At 61.6% G+C, this 19507-nt stretch carries 17 protein-coding genes; 11 read left to right on the top strand and 6 right to left on the bottom strand.

Annotation, left to right across the window (positions count from 1 at the left end):
• Positions 1-225: 225 nt before the first annotated feature.
• Positions 226-672, top strand: coding sequence for a response regulator (locus GIW04_RS04840; RefSeq protein ID WP_003194818.1), 447 nt, complete (start codon positions 226-228; stop codon positions 670-672).
• Positions 673-828: 156 nt separating this feature from the next.
• Here GIW04_RS04840 and GIW04_RS04835 read toward each other — a convergent pair whose 3' ends face one another.
• Positions 829-3006 (bottom strand): malate synthase G, encoded by a 2178-nt coding sequence (locus GIW04_RS04835; RefSeq protein ID WP_120247544.1) that lies wholly within the window; start codon positions 3004-3006, stop codon positions 829-831.
• Positions 3007-3326: 320 nt separating this feature from the next.
• On the opposite strand from GIW04_RS04835, the gene GIW04_RS04830 reads away from it, so the two are divergent.
• On the top strand, positions 3327-3839 hold the full coding sequence (locus GIW04_RS04830) for a glycine cleavage system protein R (protein WP_003194815.1): 513 nt from the start codon (positions 3327-3329) through the stop codon (positions 3837-3839).
• 222 nt (positions 3840-4061) lie between these two features.
• Here the strand turns inward: GIW04_RS04830 and rarD are convergent, their stop codons facing one another.
• From rarD to GIW04_RS04805, 5 genes are all read right to left on the bottom strand, one after another.
• Entirely contained in the window at positions 4062-4946 is an 885-nt protein-coding gene (rarD, locus tag GIW04_RS04825; protein WP_003194813.1) for an EamA family transporter RarD, read from the bottom strand.
• 207 nt (positions 4947-5153) lie between these two features.
• The gene (locus tag GIW04_RS04820) at positions 5154-6128 is read right to left on the bottom strand and encodes a serine/threonine protein kinase (protein WP_120247545.1); all 975 of its coding nucleotides are present in this window, start codon (positions 6126-6128) and stop codon (positions 5154-5156) included.
• A gap of 161 nt (positions 6129-6289) precedes the next feature.
• Positions 6290-8188, bottom strand: a complete 1899-nt coding sequence (locus GIW04_RS04815; RefSeq protein ID WP_094773873.1) for a PhoX family protein — start codon at positions 8186-8188, stop codon at positions 6290-6292.
• A gap of 79 nt (positions 8189-8267) precedes the next feature.
• Positions 8268-9032 (bottom strand): TOBE domain-containing protein, encoded by a 765-nt coding sequence (locus GIW04_RS04810; RefSeq protein WP_094773872.1) that lies wholly within the window; start codon positions 9030-9032, stop codon positions 8268-8270.
• A gap of 58 nt (positions 9033-9090) precedes the next feature.
• On the bottom strand, positions 9091-9828 hold the full coding sequence (locus tag GIW04_RS04805) for a ComF family protein (protein WP_120247546.1): 738 nt from the start codon (positions 9826-9828) through the stop codon (positions 9091-9093).
• 92 nt (positions 9829-9920) lie between these two features.
• Here GIW04_RS04805 and bioB point away from each other — a divergent pair, with 92 nt between their 5' ends.
• The 9 genes from bioB to GIW04_RS04760 form a co-directional block, all read left to right on the top strand.
• Complete coding sequence (gene bioB / locus GIW04_RS04800) at positions 9921-10976, top strand: biotin synthase BioB (protein WP_014720209.1); 1056 nt, start codon at positions 9921-9923, stop codon at positions 10974-10976.
• A gap of 146 nt (positions 10977-11122) precedes the next feature.
• The gene (bioF, locus tag GIW04_RS04795; RefSeq protein WP_120247547.1) at positions 11123-12304 is read left to right on the top strand and encodes an 8-amino-7-oxononanoate synthase; all 1182 of its coding nucleotides are present in this window, start codon (positions 11123-11125) and stop codon (positions 12302-12304) included.
• Complete coding sequence (locus tag GIW04_RS04790; protein WP_032894997.1) at positions 12297-13028, top strand: alpha/beta fold hydrolase; 732 nt, start codon at positions 12297-12299, stop codon at positions 13026-13028. The genes bioF and GIW04_RS04790 overlap by 8 nt, the downstream gene beginning before the upstream one ends.
• Positions 13021-13833: a malonyl-ACP O-methyltransferase BioC gene (gene bioC, locus GIW04_RS04785; protein WP_120247548.1), complete on the top strand. Its 813-nt coding sequence runs from the start codon at positions 13021-13023 to the stop codon at positions 13831-13833. Before GIW04_RS04790 ends, bioC begins: the two co-directional genes overlap by 8 nt.
• Positions 13830-14510 (top strand): dethiobiotin synthase, encoded by a 681-nt coding sequence (bioD, locus tag GIW04_RS04780; RefSeq protein ID WP_120247549.1) that lies wholly within the window; start codon positions 13830-13832, stop codon positions 14508-14510. Before bioC ends, bioD begins: the two co-directional genes overlap by 4 nt.
• Positions 14511-14616: 106 nt before the next feature.
• Entirely contained in the window at positions 14617-14898 is a 282-nt protein-coding gene (locus GIW04_RS04775) for a hypothetical protein (RefSeq protein WP_003194792.1), read from the top strand.
• Between the two features lie 325 nt (positions 14899-15223).
• Positions 15224-17029 (top strand): phenylacyl-CoA dehydrogenase, encoded by a 1806-nt coding sequence (locus GIW04_RS04770; protein ID WP_003194790.1) that lies wholly within the window; start codon positions 15224-15226, stop codon positions 17027-17029.
• Between the two features lie 318 nt (positions 17030-17347).
• The gene (locus GIW04_RS04765) at positions 17348-18637 is read left to right on the top strand and encodes a GGDEF domain-containing protein (protein WP_014720203.1); all 1290 of its coding nucleotides are present in this window, start codon (positions 17348-17350) and stop codon (positions 18635-18637) included.
• A gap of 90 nt (positions 18638-18727) precedes the next feature.
• A partial coding sequence (locus tag GIW04_RS04760) for an acyl-CoA dehydrogenase family protein (RefSeq protein ID WP_236478939.1) occupies positions 18728-19507 on the top strand: 780 nt, incomplete at its 3' end.

The following is a 19507-nucleotide window of genomic DNA, read 5'->3' as shown; positions in this document are numbered from 1 at the left end:
GTCGTTATCGTGCTGCATGGTCGACTCCTGCGCGGTGGGTGCCCATTGGACGTAAGTCTAGGTCGAGGAATACCGCGCAAAACTAGGGAAAAACCTTACATGACAATCGTCCAAAACCCGTAGAAAGCCCACTAGGCAAACTTTCCGACGAAGTGCACATTGTTCGCCCTTCCGCAGATGTCTGACGAGTGTGCTGGGAGATTGATGAGAACTGCTGAGAAACGTATGTCCGACCACGATATTTTGAGTGATGCCGAGCGCGAGGCGCTGAGCGCCGTGATGCTGGAGCCCGACTTACCCCCCCAACGCGTATTGATCGTGGACGACGACAAGGACGCGCGTGAACTGTTGGCGGAAATCCTTGGGCTCGACGGTATTCGCTGCATGACAGCCGAAAGTGGCGAGGCAGCGTGGGAGTTGTTGAAGACGCACAGTTCCATCGGTTTGTTGATCACCGACCTGCGCATGGCGCCCAGCAATGGCCTGGAATTGATCCGCCAAGTGCGTGAGTCCACCCGTGCGGCGTTGCCGATCATCATCATGTCGGGGGACGCGGAAGCGCCGGATGTGATTGATGCGATGCATTTGAGCGTGGTGGATTTCTTGCTCAAGCCGATTGATAGCGTGAAGTTGGCGAAGTTGGTGAAGCGGGAGTTAGGGATGGTGCCCTGAGTGTGGGGTGACTGGCCTGGCCTCTTCGCGGGCAAGCCCGGCTCCCACATTTGAAATGCATTCCCCTGTGGGAGCTGGCTTGCCTGCGATTCAGGCAACGCGGTCTAACTGACACTGATAAAAAAGCCCTGATCTTTCGATCAGGGCTTTTTTCATTTACAGGCCGTTCTTGGCCTTGAACTCCCGACGCCTGCGGTGCAACACAGGCTCGGTATAGCCATTAGGCTGCTTGGTCCCTTCAATCACCAACTCCACCGCTGCCTGGAACGCGATATTGCTGTCGAAATCCGGAGCCAATGGGCGGTACAACGCATCCCCGGCATTCTGGCGGTCTACCACCGGCGCCATGCGCTTGAGGCTTTCCATCACTTGAGTTTCGTTGACGATGCCGTGGCGCAGCCAGTTGGCGATGTGCTGGCTGGAAATACGCAGGGTGGCGCGGTCTTCCATCAGCCCGACATCATTGATGTCCGGCACCTTGGAGCAGCCCACACCCTGGTCGATCCAGCGCACTACATAGCCGAGGATGCCCTGGGCGTTGTTGTCCAGTTCGTTGCGGATCTCTTCTTCGGACCAATCGGTGTTGCTGGCCAAAGGAATGGTGAGGATATCGTCCACCGAGGCGCGCTCGCGCTTGGCCAGTTCGGCCTGGCGGGCAAACACATCGACCTTGTGATAGTGCAACGCATGCAAGGCCGCGGCGGTCGGCGACGGTACCCAGGCGGTGTTGGCGCCGGCCAGTGGGTGAGCGATTTTCTGCTCGAGCATCGCCGCCATCAGGTCGGGCATGGCCCACATGCCTTTACCGATCTGTGCACGACCTTGCAGGCCGGTGCTCAGGCCGATATCGACGTTCCAGTTCTCATAGGCGCCGATCCATTTTTCCGCCTTCATGGCCGCCTTGCGCACCATCGCGCCGGCTTCCATGGAGGTGTGGATTTCATCGCCAGTGCGGTCGAGGAAACCGGTGTTGATAAACACCACACGCTCGCTGGCCGCCTTGATACAGGCCTTGAGGTTGACCGTGGTGCGGCGCTCCTCGTCCATGATCCCGACTTTGAGGGTATTGCGCGCCAGGTTCAGCACCTCTTCGATGCGACCGAACAGTTCGTTGGTGAACGCGGCTTCTTCCGGGCCGTGCATCTTCGGTTTCACGATGTACACAGAACCGGTACGGCTGTTCTTGCGGGTGTTGTTGCCGTTGAGGCTGTGGATCGCCGCCAGGCTGGTGATCAGGCCGTCGAGGATGCCTTCGGGCACTTCGTTGCCGTCTTTATCCAGGATCGCGTCGATGGTCATCAAGTGGCCAACGTTGCGCACGAACAACAGCGAACGGCCGTGCAGGGTCACGTCGCTGCCATCCACGCCGGTGTAGACGCGGTCAGGGTTCATGGTGCGGGTGAAGGTCTGGCCGCCCTTGGCCACTTCTTCGGCCAGGTCGCCCTTCATCAGGCCGAGCCAGTTGCGGTAGATCACCACTTTGTCATCGGCGTCCACGGCGGCGACGGAGTCTTCGCAGTCCATGATGGTGGTCAGCGCGGCTTCCATCAGCACGTCTTTGACGCCTGCGGCGTCGGTTTGGCCGACTGGGGTGCTGGCGTCGATCTGGATTTCGAAGTGCAGGCCATTGTGCTTGAGCAGGATCGCAATCGGCTCGGCCGCAGGGCCCTGGAAACCGATCAACTGGGCATCGTCACGCAGGCCGCTGTTGCTGCCGCCTTTGAGGCTGACGATCAGCTTGCCATCGACGATTTTGTAGCCGGTGGAATCGACATGGCTGCCGGCGCTGAGCGGTGCGGCCTCGTCGAGGAAAGCGCGGGCGAAGGCAATGACCTTGTCGCCACGCACTTTGTTATAGCCCTTGCCCTTCTCGGCGCCGTTGGCTTCGCTGATGGCGTCGGTGCCATACAGCGCGTCGTACAGCGAGCCCCAGCGCGCATTCGAGGCATTGAGGGCGAAGCGGGCGTTCATCACCGGCACGACCAGCTGTGGGCCGGCCATGCGTGCGATCTCATCATCGACGTTTTGGGTCGAGGCCTCAAAGTCTGCGGCTTCTGGCAACAGGTAGCCGATGTCTTGCAGGAAGGCTTTGTAGGCCACCGGGTCATGGGCCTGGCCGGCGTGGGTCTGGTGCCAGGTATCGATCCGCGCCTGGAAGTCGTCGCGTTTGGCGAGTAGGGCTTTGTTCTTCGGGGCCAGGTCATGGATGACCTTGTCGGCGCCGGCCCAGAACTGGTCGGCAGTGATGCCGGTACCGGGAATGGCTTCGTTGTTCACGAAGTCGAACAGGACTTTGGCGACCTGCAGGCCACCGACTTGAACGTGTTCAGTCATTGCTTGCCTCACTCTGCGGAGCTTATGCGCTTTTTCAGATTTTCATTATGTAGTGCACGGTTGGGCATACTACATGATGACTTGCGGTTGTGAAAATTAGACTAAATACGTCGTTTAGCGACCCACTTTGGTCGTACGGTCACAGCGGAGAACCGGATGTTCTCAAAAAACTATGAGATTGTTCCAGATAAATATCAAAATGGTACACGATTTGTCTGTGGGAGCTGGCTTGCCTGCGACGGCCGTTGACGATCACGCATACGTTCTGGATAAACGCGGCATGTCTATAATCGAGGATCAACCAACCGAGGGACTGCGCCATGGACCATCTTGTACTCACTATTATCGCCGCCGACAAACCCGGCCTGGTTGAACGCATCGCACAGAACATTGCCAGCCATGGTGGTAACTGGCTGGAAAGCCGCATGGCGCACATGGCCGGGCAGTTTGCCGGGATCCTGCGGGTCAGTGTGCCGAGCGAGCAGCGCCAGGCATTGGTGGGGGCGCTGGAGGACTTATCCACCCACGGCATTCGCGTGTTGGTGGGTGAGGGCAGCAGCGGCCAGGCATCGGCGTCCAAGCCGATCCTGATGACCCTGGTGGGCAATGACCGCTCGGGCATCGTGCGTGAGATCACCGCGTTGTTGAGTCAGCAGGGCGTCAACCTGGAACGCCTGAGCACCGATGTGCGCCCGGCGCCCATGAGTGGTGATCCGCTGTTCAACGCCGAGGCGTTGTTGCAAGTGCCGGCCACGCTGTCGTTGGAAACCTTGCAAGAGGCTTTGGAAACCTTGGCCGATGACTTGATGGTGGAGCTGCGTCAGGAAGAGTAACAATCCACAAGGTTATGCATCGAAATCTTGCATGGGCCTGTGGATAACCTGTAGAGACCCGACGCCAGGCCACGCCCGCCGGGCATCTGCGCAAGTTGAGCAAAAAACGAGCAGTTTCAAGGGCTTGTGCACAAATGGCGGGGATCAGGTTGTGGATAACCTTGGGGTGGAACGCTGCAAGCCACGAATGCTGTGGCTTGCAGAGGTTTGTACGTTATTTGATCAGCGTTTGCGCACGGTCAGCCAGGCATCCAGGCTGTACACCACCAACCCGGCCCAGATAAAGGCGAAGGCGATCAACGTGCTCGGCGCCAGGTGTTCACCGAACAACAGCACGGCTTCGAGCAACACCAGCGTCGGCGCCACATACTGCAAAAATCCCAGGGCGGTGTAGGGCAAATGCCGTGCAGCGGCGTTGAAACACACCAGAGGAATCAGCGTCACCGGGCCTGCGGCTACCAGCCACCAGGCTTCGGAGGTGCTCCAGAACGCCAGTTGCGCGCTGTGGGCGGTCGGGTTGAACAGCAACCAGGCGACGGCAATCGGTACCAGCATCCAGGTTTCCACCACCAGCCCTGGCAGCGCCTTGACCGGTGCCTGCTTGCGGATCAAACCGTAGAAGCCAAACGTCAGCGCCAGTGCCAACGACACCCACGGCAGGCTACCGACCTGCCACACCTGCTGCGCCACACCCGCCGCAGCCAACCCGACAGCCACCCACTGCAAACGACGCAGGCGCTCGCCGAGGATCAGCATGCCCAGCAGCACATTCACCAGCGGGTTGATGTAATAACCCAGGCTGGCTTCAAGCATGCGCCCGGTGTTCACCGACCACACATAGGTCAGCCAGTTAGCGGCGATCAACGAACCGCTGAGGGCCAGGATCGCCAGGCGCTTGGGGTTGTCGCGCAGTTCGCGAAACCAGCCGGGATGTTTCCACACCATCAGCAACAGCCCACCGAACAGTGCCGACCACAACACGCGGTGCACGATGATCTCGGCGGCGGGCACGCTGGCGATGGCTTTGAAGTAGAGCGGGAACAGACCCCAGATGACATAGGCGCTCAGGCCCAGGATGTACCCCTTGCGAGGGTTGGCGGCTTGCATTGCAAAATCCTTGCTTAGGCAGCTAACAAAGCGCAATTGTAAGGATATTTGTCAGACAACGCTCGTTCCCACGCTCTGCGTGGTAACGCCGCCTTGGACGCTCTGCGTCTGCTCTTAAATCGTGACGCGGAGCGTCACAGGATGCGCGCCCACGCAGAGCGTGGGGGCGAGCATGGACAGCCAGCTCCCACAGGAGGCAGGGCCAGGTCAGAAGAGCTTCAGCGGTTCCTCATTGAGCGCCGACAGTTGCTCGCGCAACGCCAGCACCTGGTCGCCCCAATACCGCTCGCTGCCAAACCACGGAAAGCTATGGGGGAATGCGGGATCGTCCCAGCGTCGCGCCAGCCAGGCACTGTAGTGCATCAGGCGCAGGGCGCGCAGCGGTTCGATCAGCGCCAGTTCGCGGGGGTCGAAGTCGTGGAATTCCTGGTAGCCGTCCATCAGTTCCGAGAGCTGGCCGAGGCATTCCTGGCGGTCGCCAGCCAGCATCATCCACAGGTCTTGCACCGCCGGGCCCATGCGGCAGTCATCCAGGTCGACGATATGGAACATCTCGTCGCGGCACATCATGTTGCCGGGGTGGCAGTCACCGTGCATGCGGATGTTTTTGTGCGGGGTGGCGGCATACACGTCTTCCACCCGCTTGAGCAGGTCGCGGGCCACGGACTCGTAGGCCGGCAACAGGCTTTTGGGAATGAAGTTGCCTTCAAGCAAGGTGGTGAGGGAGTCGTGACCGAAATTCTTCACCCCCAGGGCTTCGCGGTGTTCGAACGGACGGGTGGAGCCCACCGCGTGCAAACGCCCGAGCAGTTGCCCGAGCCGATAAAGCTGATCGAGGTTGCCCGGCTCCGGCGCGCGGCCGCCACGGCGGGGAAACAGGGTGAAGCGGAAACCTGCGTGTTCAAACAGGCTCTCGCCGCTGTGGACCAACGGGGCGACCACCGGTACATCGCACTCGGCCAGTTCGAAGGTGAAGCGGTGTTCTTCCAGGATCGCCTCGTTGGTCCAGCGCTGGGGACGATAGAACTTGGCGATCAGCGGTTCGGCGTCTTCGATGCCCACTTGGTACACGCGGTTTTCGTAGCTGTTGAGCGCTAGAACTCGCGCGTCGCTGAGGAAACCGATGCTTTCGACGGCGTCGAGCACCAGGTCTGGGGTGAGTGTTTCAAACGGGTGGGCCATGCGAACTCCTGCGCGCAGCAGGGCGCCGCGTCCGGCCGGGTATGGTAACAGCATAGATAGCCGGTGGCTGTGCGGACGCCTTCGCAGGCAAGCCAGCTCCCACACTGGCATGTATTTACACATCAAAATGTGGGAGCTGGCTTGCCTGCGATAGCGGTGTATCAGGCGCCTACGATCCCGCCGTCGTCCCGCCGAATCGCCATCACCGACGACCGCGGCTTGCCATTGGGCAAGTGTTCCGGCCAGGTCGAGCCACCGGTTTCACCCGGGTGTTGAATGCCCACGAACAGCGTCTTCTGGTCCGGCGAAAAACTGATCCCCGTCACCTCACACGCCACCGGCCCCACCATGAAGCGACGGATTTCACCGGTGCTCGGGTCGGCACACAGCATCTGGTTATTGCCCATGCCCGCAAAGTCGCCAGCGTTGCTGTAGTCGCCATCGGTGAGGATCCACAGGCGCCCGGCTTTGTCGAAGCCCAGGCCGTCGGGGCTGTTGAACATGTTTTGCGGGTTGATGTTGGATGAGCCGCCCTTGGGGTTGCCGGCATGTACGCCGGGGTTGCCGGCCACCACGAACAGGTCCCAGGTGAAGTCCGTGGCACCGTGGTTATCGGCGTCGGCTTTCCAGCGCAGGATCTGGCCGTAGACGTTTTTCTCCCGTGGGTTGGGGCCGCCCACTGGCTGGCCCTCTTCGCCGCGCTTGGCGTTGTTGGTCAGGGTGCAATAAACCTGGCCGTCGGTGGGGCTGACCACGATCCATTCCGGGCGGTCCATGCGTGTGGCTTTCACCACGCTGGCGGCCAGGCGTGCGTGAATCAGCACCTCGGCCTGGTTGGCGAACCCGCTGCTGGCGTCGATGCCGTTTTTGCCATGGGTGAGTTCAACCCACTGGCCTTTGCCCTTGGGATGGTCGGCGTTGCCGTCGCCCGCGTCGAAGATCGCCACGTACAAGGTACCGTGGTCGAGCAGGTCTTTATTGGCCTTCGGGTTGCTGTGGTTGATCTGATCGCGGCTGACGAACTTGTAGATGAACTCACCGCGTTCATCGTCGCCCATGTACACCACGGCGCGGCCGTCACGGGTTTCGGCGAGGGCCGCGTTTTCGTGTTTGAAACGCCCCAGGGCCGTGCGCTTGACCGGGGTGGACTGCGGATCGAACGGGTCGATTTCCACCACCCAGCCATGGCGATTGAGTTCGTTGGGGTTCTTGGCCATATCAAAGCGCGGGTCGTGCGGATGCCAGTTGATGTCCTTGCTGGCGGCCACCACGCCGTAGCGCTTCTGCCCTGCGTCGAAGGTTTGCTGCGGGTTGCTGCTGCCAAAGCAATCGGTGAAGTTCTCTTCGCAGGTCAGGTAAGTGCCCCACGGGGTCTTGCCGTTGGCGCAGTTCTGGAACGTGCCAAGGGCTTTTTTACCGGTCTTGTCGGCGGCAGTTTTAAGCCAGTCATGGCCGGCGGCAGGGCCGCTCAAGCGGATCGGTGAATTGCCGTGGATGCGCCGGTTGTAGCGCGAGTCCTGGACGAACTGCCAGGTGTCACCCTGACGCCGCACTTCGATCACCGACACGCCTTCGCTGGCCAGGGCCTTGCGCACATCTTCGGCAGATTGTGGCGCGCCGCCGTGGGCGTAGAGGTAGCGATAGTTGGTGTATTCGTTGTTGATCGCCATCAGTGCGCGGTTGTCGTCGCCCGGGAACGCAAACAGGCTCATGCCGTCGTTGTTGTCGCCGAACTGTTGTTCCTGGGCCTTGGCGGTGCCATGGCCGGACGGGTCGAAAGCCGGGGCGTGCTTGTGCAGGGGCTGGCCCCAACTGATCAGCACCGAAGCGCTGTAGCCAGGTGGCAGGGTGATGGTATCGCTGGTGGCGGCGGCGATGCTGGTGAACCCCAGCAGCGGGCTGGCGGAGGCGGCATTCACCGCCAGGGCGCTGCGGCTCAGCAGGTTACCGCCAAGGAACATCGCAGCGCCGCACAGGGCGCCTGCGCCGATAAAACGACGGCGGGTCAGGCCCACCATCTGTTCAAGGTCGGTGGCTTGGTTTTCTTCTAATAGGCTCATCACAGGCTCCTTAAGGTTTTTGCAGACACCTTAAGCAGCGCTTGTGACCGAATTGTTGCAGCTTGAAGACGCGGGCCCGTTACACCGGGGTGCCGAGCAATACATGGCTGGGTGCAAACTGCACGCGGATCGGCTGGCCCTGCGCTGCGTCGATGGCCTTGAGTGCGACGGGCTGCGCCAGCGCGCACAACACTTGGCCGTTGGGCAGGGTGATACGTACCTCGCTGGGGCCGTCTTCGGCGGCGCGAATGGTCTCGATACTGCCTTCCAGGCAATTGTGTCCAAGTGTTTCGGTTTGCCCCTCCGCCAGTAATTCCAGCCATCCGGCCTTGATCAGCGCGACCACTTCCACGCCGGTCTGCAGTTCCAGGCGCAGGGTGCTGTCGTGTGTAATCTGCGCGTCGAGGTGCAGGCCTCCGGCCAGTTGCAGGCGGATCATGTCGTTGTGGCCATGGCTCTCTATGGCGCTGACCTGGCCGTGCAATTGGTTGCGCGCGCTGGTGCGCAGCATCAAGCGGCCCAGCAGGTCGAAGTCGCTGGCCGCTTCGTCAGAGCCAAGGATCTCGGCCTGTAGCAGTTGCAGGCGCTGATAAAGGCGCAGCACCCGTTCACCTTCTTGCGTCAGTTTGGCGCCGCCACCGCCCTTGCCGCCGACGCTGCGTTGCACCAGCGGTTTTTGCGCCAGGTTGTTCAGCTCATCAATGGCGTCCCAGGCGGCCTTGTAACTCAACCCGGCACTCTTGGCCGCACGGGTGATGGAGCCCTGCTCGGCGATATGCCCCAGCAAGGCAATACGCTGGGGGCGGCGGATGATGTGTTGGTTGAGAGGGCTGGGCACAGACATGGCAGATACGCTTGGGTGAGATGCGCCGACGTTGCCGCGCTGGCGCAGGGGAGTCAAGTCAGCTGCCGGGCTTGGGCGTACGGGCCAGGCAATACACGTCCACCTGGCGTGCGCCGGCATTTATCAACAAGCGCGCCAAGCCGTGGGCGGTGGCGCCGGTGGTGAGGACGTCGTCTACCAGCGCCACATGTTGCCCGGCAACCCGGATGCCGGGGGCCAGTGCGAAGGCGTTGAGCAGGTTGCGTTTGCGGGTCTTGGCATCGAGGTCTTGCTGCGCCACGGTTTCATGGGGGCGCAACAGCGCGTGTTCATCAATGGGAATGTCGAGGGCGTGACTGAGCCAGCGGGCCAGCATCAACGCTTGATTAAAGCCGCGTTCGCGCAGGCGTTTGCGCGCCATGGGCACCGGCAGCAGGCAGTCGGGGCGCTCCAGTTCGGCGTTATCGAAGCGATGCTGCAAGTGCTGCCCCAGCAGGCGCGCCAGCAAGTGCCCCAGCGGCCAACGCGCCTGATGCTTGAAGCGGCTGATCAGGGTGTCCACTGGAAAGCTGTAGGTCCATGGCGCGATCACTTGGTGAAAGGCCGGAGGCTGTTTTTGGCACTGGCCGCAGATCAACCCATCCATGGGCAAGGGCAGTGCGCAACGCTCGCATTGTTCCATCAGCCATGGCAATTCTGTTTCGCAGGCGCTGCACACGGCCTCGGCTGATTCAGTGCTCTCATCGCAAATCAGGCAGAGTTGTATGCTTTTTAACCAGATGTAAACTTGATGTTTGTACTCAGGTTGACAGTGCATGAATCTTCCTTAAATATGCCGAGCATCCGTGTCGTGCCTGTGGGTATTGCCCTTCCCACAGCGCTTGCCAAAGCATAATCAAGGAATCGCCCATGAGCGCCAGCACCTCTGCCACCCTGCGTCACGATTGGTCTTTAGCTGAAGTCAAAGCCTTGTTCGTGCAGCCCTTCAACGACCTGTTGTTCCAGGCGCAGACCGTGCACCGCGCGCATTTCGACGCCAACCGCGTGCAGGTCTCGACCCTGCTGTCGATCAAGACCGGCGCCTGCCCGGAAGATTGCAAATATTGTCCGCAGTCGGGCCACTACAACACTGGCCTGGAAAAAGAGAAGCTGATGGAGGTGCAGAAGGTCCTCGAAGAGGCCGCGCGCGCCAAGGCCATCGGTTCGACGCGTTTCTGCATGGGCGCGGCGTGGAAGCATCCATCGGCCAAAGATATGCCCTATGTGCTGGAAATGGTCAAAGGCGTGAAGGCCATGGGCCTGGAAACCTGCATGACCCTTGGTCGCCTCGACCAGGACCAGACCGAAGCCCTGGCCCAGGCCGGCCTGGACTACTACAACCACAACCTCGACACCTCGCCGGAGTTCTACGGCTCGATCATCACCACCCGCACCTACAGCGAGCGCCTGCAAACCCTCGCCTATGTGCGTGATTCGGGGATGAAGATCTGCTCGGGCGGTATCCTCGGCATGGGCGAGTCCCTCGACGACCGTGCCAACTTGCTGATCCAACTGGCCAACCTGCCGGAGCATCCGGAGTCGGTGCCGATCAACATGCTGGTGAAGGTAGCGGGCACGCCGTTGGAAAACGCCGATGACATCGACCCCTTCGATTTCATCCGCATGCTGGCGGTGGCGCGCATCCTGATGCCGCAGTCCCACGTGCGCCTGTCGGCCGGCCGCGAAGCCATGAATGAGCAGATGCAGGCCCTGGCGTTTTTTGCCGGCGCCAACTCGATCTTCTACGGCGACAAACTGCTGACCACCGCCAACCCCCAGGCTGACAAGGACATGCAATTGTTCGCACGCCTGGGCATCCTGCCCGAAGCCCGTGAAGAGCATGCCGACGAAGTGCACCAGGCGGCGATCGAGCAGGCGTTGGTGGAGCAAAAGAGCAGCGAGCAGTTCTACAACGCTGTGGTGTAACCACCTTTGGAATGCATTCCAGTGTAGGAGCTGGCTTGCCTGCGATGACGGCGGCACTTTCAGCGTAGAAGTGTCAGAAGGACCGCTATCGCAGGCAAGCCAGCTCCCACATTGGACGCAGTTGAACCTGTTGAATCGAGGCCAGCATGTCATTCGATCTCGCCGCGCGCCTCGCTGCCCGCCGTGCCGACCATCTTTACCGCCAGCGCCCCTTGCTGCAGAGCCCCCAAGGCCCGCAGGTGGTGGTGGACGGGCAACCGTTGTTGGCGTTCTGCAATAACGATTACCTGGGCCTTGCCAATCACCCGCAAGTGATCGAAGCCTGGCGCGCCGGTGCGTCCCGCTGGGGCGTGGGCGGTGGCGCTTCGCATTTAGTGGTGGGCCACGCCACACCGCACCATGAGCTGGAAGAAGCCCTGGCTGACTTGACCGGTCGCCCGCGTGCCTTGCTGTTCACCACCGGCTACATGGCCAACCTCGGCGCGGTCACGGCGCTGGTGGGGCAGGGCGATACGGTACTGGAAGACCGGCTTAACCACGCGTCTTTGCTGGATGCCGGCTTACTGTCCGGTGCGCGTTTCAACCGCTACCTGCATAACGACGCGGGTAGCCTGGCCAAGCGCCTGGAGAAAGCCACCGGCAATACCTTGGTGGTCACCGACGGTGTGTTCAGCATGGACGGCGACCTTGCCGACCTGCCCGCGCTGGCCCGTGAAACCCGGGCCAAAGGGGCCTGGCTGATGGTGGATGACGCCCATGGCTTCGGCCCGCTGGGCGCCAATGGCGGCGGTATCGTCGAGCATTTCGGCTTGAGCCAGGACGACGTGCCCGTGCTGGTTGGCACCTTGGGCAAAGCGTTCGGCACCGCCGGGGCCTTTGTGGCTGGCAGTGAGGACTTGATCGAGAGCCTGATCCAATTCGCCCGTCCGTATATCTACACCACCAGCCAACCGCCGGCACTGGCCTGCGCCACCCTCAAAAGCCTGGAACTGCTGCGCAGCGAACATTGGCGACGCGAGCACCTCAACGCGTTGATCCGCCAGTTTCGTCATGGCGCGCAGCAGATAGGCCTGGCGTTGATGGACAGTTTTACGCCGATCCAGCCGATCCTGGTGGGTGACAGCGCCCGGGCACTGCGCCTGTCGCAGATGCTGCGCGAGCGCGGCCTGATGGTGACTGCCATTCGCCCACCGACGGTGCCCGCCGGCAGTGCCCGTCTGCGGGTGACATTGACGGCAGCCCACAGCGAAGCGCAGGTGCAGCTACTGTTAGAAGGGTTGCAAGCGTGTTTTCGCTTATTAGGCGACTCGGAGTCTGGCCATGCGTAATCGACTGATCCTGCTACCGGGCTGGGGCCTGGGTGTGTCACCGCTGGAACCGTTGGCCGCTGCGTTGCATGGCCTGAACGAGCATTTGCAGGTACAGATCGAACCCTTGCCGGCGCTTGAGGCCAGTGAACTCGGTGAATGGCTCGATGAACTCGATGCGACGCTGCCGGACAACGCCTGGCTCGGGGGCTGGTCGCTGGGCGGCATGCTCGCGTCCGAGTTGGCGGCGCGCCGTGGCGAGCGGTGCTGTGGCTTGCTGACCCTGGCGAGCAACCCGTGTTTCGTCGCCCATGACGGCTGGCCTCACGGGATGCCTGCCGAAACCTTCGATGCATTTTTGGCCGGCTGCCACGCCGATTCCCAAGTCACGCTCAAGCGTTTTGGCCTGTTGTGTGCCAAGGGGGCCGAAGACCCACGCGGCTTGTCGCGGTTATTGGTCAGCGGTGCGCCGAATACCTCCCCCAGCGTCTTGATGCCCGGCCTGGAGCTGCTGGCCCAACTGGATACGCGGGCGGCCTTGCAGGCTTTTCGCGGCCCTCAGTTGCACCTGTTTGCCGGCCTGGATGAGCTGGTGCCTGCCGAAGCCGCCAGCGACCTGCTGGCCTTGCTCCCCGATGTAGAAATCGGACTGATTGAACAGGCCGGTCACGCGTTTCTTCTGGAAGACCCTCACGGAGTAGCCGGGGCTATCCAGGCTTTTTTGCATGAGTGTGTTGATGACTGACCTATCCCACCCGCCCTTGCCTGGGGGCTTGCCGGACAAGCGCCAGGTTGCGGCCTCGTTCTCCCGTGCGGCGGCCAGTTACGACAGCGTGGCCGAGTTGCAGCGTGCGGTCGGGCATGAACTGCTCAGCCGCTTGCCGCACGGCCTGGTGCCCCAGCGTTGGCTGGACATGGGCTGTGGCACGGGTTACTTCAGCCGCGTATTGGGCGAGCGTTTGCCCGGTAGCCAGGGTGTGGCGTTGGATATTGCCGAGGGTATGCTCAACCACGCGCGTCCACGGGGTGGCGCTGCGCACTTTATAGCCGGCGATGCAGAACGCTTGCCGCTTGCAGCTGACAGCTTCGAGCTGTTCTTCTCCAGTCTCGCGGTGCAGTGGTGTGCCCATTTTGATGCGGTGCTCAGTGAAGCCAGGCGTGTGCTGCGACCAGGTGGCGTGCTGGCCTTTGCCAGCCTGTGCGTAGGCACCCTGGATGAGTTGCGCGAGAGTTGGCGGGCGGCGGATGGCCTGGTCCACGTCAATCGCTTCCGCACCTTCGAGGCTTATCAGCAACTGTGTGCGGCCAGTGGTTTGCGCGTTGTCAGCCTGGAGCGAAAGCCCCATGTGTTGCATTACCCGGATGTGCGCAGCCTGACCCATGAGCTCAAGGCATTGGGCGCCCACAACCTCAACCCAGGCCGCCCGGGAGGGTTGACGGGCCGTACGCGGATTGTCGCGTTGGTAGAGGCCTACGAGCAGTTCCGCCAGGCCCAGGGCCTGCCCGCCACGTACCAGGTGGTGTATGCCGTACTGGAGAAACCGTTATGAGCGCCGCGTACTTCATCACCGGTACAGACACCGATGTTGGCAAAACCACCATCGCCGCTGGCCTGTTGCATGCCGCCAGGCTCTCCGGCAAAAGCACGGCTGCCGGAAAACCGGTGGCGTCGGGCTGCCAACTGACGGCCCAGGGCCTGCGCAATGCCGATGCGTTGGCGTTGCTGGCCGAGTGTTCCGTGCCGCTCAGTTATGCCGAGGTCAACCCGGTGGCCTTCGAGCCAGCTATCGCGCCGCATCTGGCGGCGCGCGAGGCGGGCGTCGGGCTCACGGTGCAATCGCTGCTCAAACCGATGCAGCAGGTCCTGGCACGGGGCGCGGACTTCACCTTGATCGAAGGGGCAGGCGGTTGGCGCGTGCCCTTGGCCGACCAGGCCAACCTGTCGGACCTGGCCATGGCGCTCAAGCTGCCGGTGATCCTGGTGGTGGGCGTGCGCCTGGGGTGCATCAGCCACGCGTTGCTCACCGCCGAAGCCATCGCACGGGATGGCTTGCCGCTGGCGGGCTGGGTGGCAAATATCATCGACCCCAAGACCTCTCGTCTGGAAGAAAACCTCGCCACCCTGGCTGAGCGCCTGCCCGCGCCTTGCCTGGGGCGAGTGCCTAAACTCAAGCATGCCGGGGCTGCCGCGGTGGCCGAGTACCTGGAGCTGGACCTGCTTGACTGATTTTGGCTATCGCTAAGGCAATATGCCATTAGTGTTTTTGACGGGCCTTTTGCCAGGATGTCTGGTTCAATCGGGCTTCACGATTCTCTAAAGGCAGGCTTACGCCATGGACATCTCTGGAAGCAGCGCGTTTTATTCGGGCCTGAGCACTATTCAGACCGGGCAGAACCGTGTCGACCAGGCGGCCGGCAAGATTGCCAGCGCCGGAACCACCCAGCCATCGGCCGCGCAAAGCGACCGTCTGCAAGCCAATGACCGCGCCCAAGCGTCCAATTCGGCGAGCAACATGGTGGAAATGGCCCAGGGCAAGTTTCAAGTCGAGCTGGGGGCGAAAGTCGCCAAGGCTTCGGACGAAATGCTCGGTACCTTGATCGATACCTACGCTTAACTTATCTATCGCACGCCCGCTCCTCTCTGTGGGAGCTGGCTTGCCTGCGATAGCATCAACGCTACTGCCTGATACACCCTGGCGCCTGCATCGCAGGCAAGCCCGCTCCCACAGTCGTTCTGCGACATTCTGCTCGTCCTTAAATCCATGAGGCATCCCGCCGCAGGCCTCGCCGTGCCTGACGCTGACCCGCGTCAAGACAAACGGCATCTGGCCGACGCTTGACAACCCTGGGTCGTAAACGTATGTTTCAAACACCTGTTTGACCGCCATAACAAATCCACGCGGTTGTTCATCCCAGATACATCAGCAGAGGTTTATCGCTATGCCTGACTACAAGGCCCCCTTGCGTGATATTCGCTTCGTTCGCGACGAACTGCTCGGTTATGAAGCGCACTATCAGAGCCTGCCGGCTTGCCAGGACGCTACTCCGGACATGGTCGACGCCATCCTCGAAGAAGGCGCCAAGTTCTGTGAGCAAGTACTGGCACCGTTGAACCGCGTGGGCGACATCGAAGGGTGTACCTGGAGTGAGTCAGGCGTTAAAACCCCTGCGGGTTTCAAAGAAGCCTACAAACAATTCGTCGAAGGCGGCTGGCCAAGCCTGGCCCACGACGTGGAGCACGGTGGCCAAGGCCTGCCGGAATCCCTGGGCCTGGCCGTGAGCGAAATGGTCGGCGAAGCCAACTGGTCGTGGGGCATGTACCCTGGCCTGTCCCATGGCGCGATGAACACCATTTCCGAGCACGGCACCCCCGAGCAGCAAGACGCTTACCTGACCAAGCTGGTGTCGGGCGAATGGACCGGCACCATGTGCCTGACCGAGCCACACTGCGGCACCGACCTGGGCATGCTGCGCACCAAGGCCGAGCCTCAGGCTGACGGTTCCTACAAAGTCTCCGGTACCAAGATCTTCATCTCGGCCGGCGAACACGACATGGCCGACAACATCGTCCACATCGTACTGGCCCGCCTGCCGGACGCGCCGGCTGGCACCAAAGGTATCTCGCTGTTTATCGTGCCCAAGTTCCTGCCCAACGCCGATGGTTCGGTGGGCGAGCGCAACGCGGTCACCTGTGGTTCCCTGGAACACAAGATGGGCATCCACGGCAACGCCACCTGCGTGATGAACTTCGACGCGGCCACCGGTTTCCTGATCGGCCCGGCGAACAAAGGCCTGAACTGCATGTTCACCTTTATGAACACCGCTCGCCTGGGCACCGCGCTGCAAGGCCTGGCCCACGCCGAGATCGGCTTCCAGGGCGGCTTGAAATATGCGCGTGACCGCCTGCAAATGCGCTCCCTGACCGGCCCGAAAGCACCGGATAAAGCCGCTGACCCGATCATCGTGCACCCTGACGTACGCCGCATGCTGCTGACCATGAAAGCCTTCGCCGAAGGTAACCGTGCAATGGTGTACTTCACCGCCAAGCAAGTGGACATCGTCAAGTACGGCACCGACGACGAAGCGAAGAAGCAGGCCGATGCCCTGTTGGCCTTCATGACCCCGATTGCCAAGGCGTTCATGACCGAAGTCGGGTTTGAATCGGCCAACCACGGCGTGCAGATCTACGGTGGCCACGGCTTTATCGCTGAGTGGGGCATGGAGCAGAACGTGCGCGACAGCCGCATTTCGATGCTGTACGAAGGCACCACCGGCATCCAGGCGCTGGACCTGCTCGGCCGTAAAGTGCTGATGACCCAAGGCGAAGCGCTCAAGGGCTTCACCAAGATCGTGCACAAGTTCTGCCAGGCCAACGAAGGCAACGAAGCGGTTAACGAGTTCGTGGCACCGCTGGCGGCATTGAACAAAGAGTGGGGCGAGTTGACCATGAAGGTCGGTATGGCCGCGATGAAAGACCGTGAAGAAGTCGGTGCTGCTTCGGTGGACTACCTGATGTACTCCGGCTACGCGTGCCTGGCTTATTTCTGGGCCGACATGGCACGCCTGGCTGCCGAGAAACTGGCCGCCGGCACCAGCGAAGAGGCGTTCTACACCGCGAAATTGCAGACTGCGCGCTTCTACTTCCAGCGCATCCTGCCGCGTACCCGCACCCACGTGGCAACCATGCTGTCGGGCGCCAACAACCTGATGGACATGAAAGAAGAAGACTTCGGCCTGGCTTACTAAGCCTTACCGGGTTCTTCTAAAAACCGCCGCCTCCTTCGGGAAGCGGCGGTTTTTTTTGCCCTTGTGTAGGAGCGAGCTTGCTCGCGAAGGTCGTTAACGATAACGCGGGCATTCTGGATAAGCGCGGTGCCTATGGGATCTTCGCGAGCAAGCTCGCTCCTACACAAGGCGCGCATAAAAAACCGCAGTAACGCACTCAGGGATTGCGGTGAGCTGCCGTTACAGTGATGGCAATGTGATACATGATCGGTCAGTTGTGCTTAACTGACCGCTTAGAGGCACAGTGCCATTATTTGTTTGCGGGTCGGAGTTTTACCCTTGTCACGCGTGTCCGCTGTACGTTTCAGCCATTTTCTCCCTTCGCTGCTGCTGTTGCTGGCCGGGCTCTCGGCTGCGTACGTCAAGGACCTCAGCGTCTTCTTCACCTCGCTGTTCAACGTGTTGCCCACCCTGGTCCTGTTGCTTGGCGGCGCCTATTGCGCGGTGTATCGACGCCAGCGTGAACTGTTCCTGATGGTCACGGTGTACGTCGCCTATTTCCTGCTGGATACCCAGACCGACTTCTACCGCGACAACGGCCGCGTGCGTGAAGACGCTGCGGTGGTGTTCCACCTGTGTTGCCTGCTGTTGCCCTTGCTGTTCAGCATTTATGCGCTGTGGCAGGAAAAAACCCATCTGTTTCGTGACTTCGTCGCCCGCTGCGCGGTGCTGCTGGCGGTGGGCAGTGTGGCGCTGGCCCTGGAACAAAGCTTCCCCCAAGCCTTGCTGGGCTGGCTAGCGGAGATTCGCTGGCCGATGCTGCATGGCGCCTGGATGAGCCTGATCCAGCTCTCGTACCCGATGTTCCTGATCGGTTTTCTCACCCTGGCCGCCCAATACTGGTACCAGCCGCGCCCGCTGCACGCCGCGCAACTGGTGGGGTTGCTGGGCATGTTCTGGATGTTGCCGCAAACCTTCATCCTGCCGTTCACCCTCAACATCATGTGCAGCCAGGTGATGTTGATGATCGCTGCGGGGGTGGCGCACGAGGCGTATCAAATGGCGTTCCGTGATGAACTCACCGGCTTGCCGGGGCGCCGTGCCCTCAACGAGCGCATGCAGCGGCTAGGTCGCAACTATGTGCTGGCGATGAGCGACGTCGATCACTTCAAGCGTTTCAATGACACCCACGGCCACGACGTGGGCGACCAGGTGCTGCGCCTGGTGGCGAGCAAGTTGTCCAAGGTCAATGGAGGCGGGCGGGCCTACCGTTACGGCGGTGAAGAGTTTGCCGTGGTGTTTGCCGGCAAGACCCTGGATGAGTGCATGCCGCACCTGGAGGAGATCCGCGAGATCATCGCCAGCTACGACATCAAGTTGCGCAACCCGGACCGCCCCCAGGACGATCATCAAGGCCGCCAGCGCCGTGCGGGCAGCGGCGCGTCCAGTGTGTCGGTGACGGTAAGCATCGGCGTGGCCGAGCGCCAGGCCGAGCAACGCAGCCCCGACGAGGTGCTCAAATCCGCCGACCAGGCGCTTTACACCGCCAAGGGCGCGGGGCGTAACTGTGTGGTCGCAGCCGGGCAAACCCGCCGTGGCGCGGTGCGCATGGAGAGCGCTGCCGGTTGAGTAATGGCGCTGTATTCAGCAGCGCTACAGTGATTGTCCACGGCCATGGCCGGCAGTAGGTTAACCCTATCTGCTGCCGGAGACATTGCCATGCCTGAGTACAAAGCTCCCCTGGGCGACATGCGCTTTCTGATCGACAACGTATTCGATTTCCACGGCCACTACGCGGCCCTGGGCGCCACGGATGCCAGCCCGGACATGGTCAGTGCGATCCTCGAAGAAGGCGCCAGGTTCTGCGAAAACGTACTCGCGCCGCTCAATCGCAGCGGCGATGAAGAGGGCTGCCATTTCGATAATGGCGTGGTGACCACGCCCAAAGGCTTCAAGCAAGCCTTTGCCCAGTATGTGGAAGGCGGCTGGCACGGCGTGGCGGCAGACCCAGCCTACGGTGGCCAGGGCCTGCCCCATTCCCTGGGCCTGGTGCTGAGCGAGATGATCGGTTCCAGCAACACCTCCTGGGGCATGTACCCTGGCCTGACCCACGGTGCGATGTCCGCCATCCACGCCCACGGCACCGACGAACAGAAAGCCACTTACCTGAGCAAACTCACCGCCGGCGAATGGACCGGTACCATGTGCCTGACCGAAGCCCACTGCGGCACCGACCTGGGCTTGATCAAGACCCGCGCCGTACCGCAGGCAGACGGCAGTTACGCGGTCACCGGCAGCAAGATCTTCATCTCGGCCGGTGAGCACGATATGAGCGCCAATATCATCCACCTGGTGCTGGCCAAGCTGCCGGACGCGCCGGCGGGCACCAAGGGCATCTCATTGTTTATCGTGCCCAAGTTCCATGCCGACTCCGGCGAGCGCAATGCGGTGCACTGCGGCTCTATCGAACACAAGATGGGTATCAAGGCTTCGGCCACC

Source organism: Pseudomonas sp. PA-4-8C (assembly GCF_021606625.1).
GTDB classification, from domain to species: Bacteria; Pseudomonadota; Gammaproteobacteria; order Pseudomonadales; family Pseudomonadaceae; genus Aquipseudomonas; species Aquipseudomonas lactis.
This window is presented reverse-complemented; position numbering and strand designations above follow the sequence as displayed.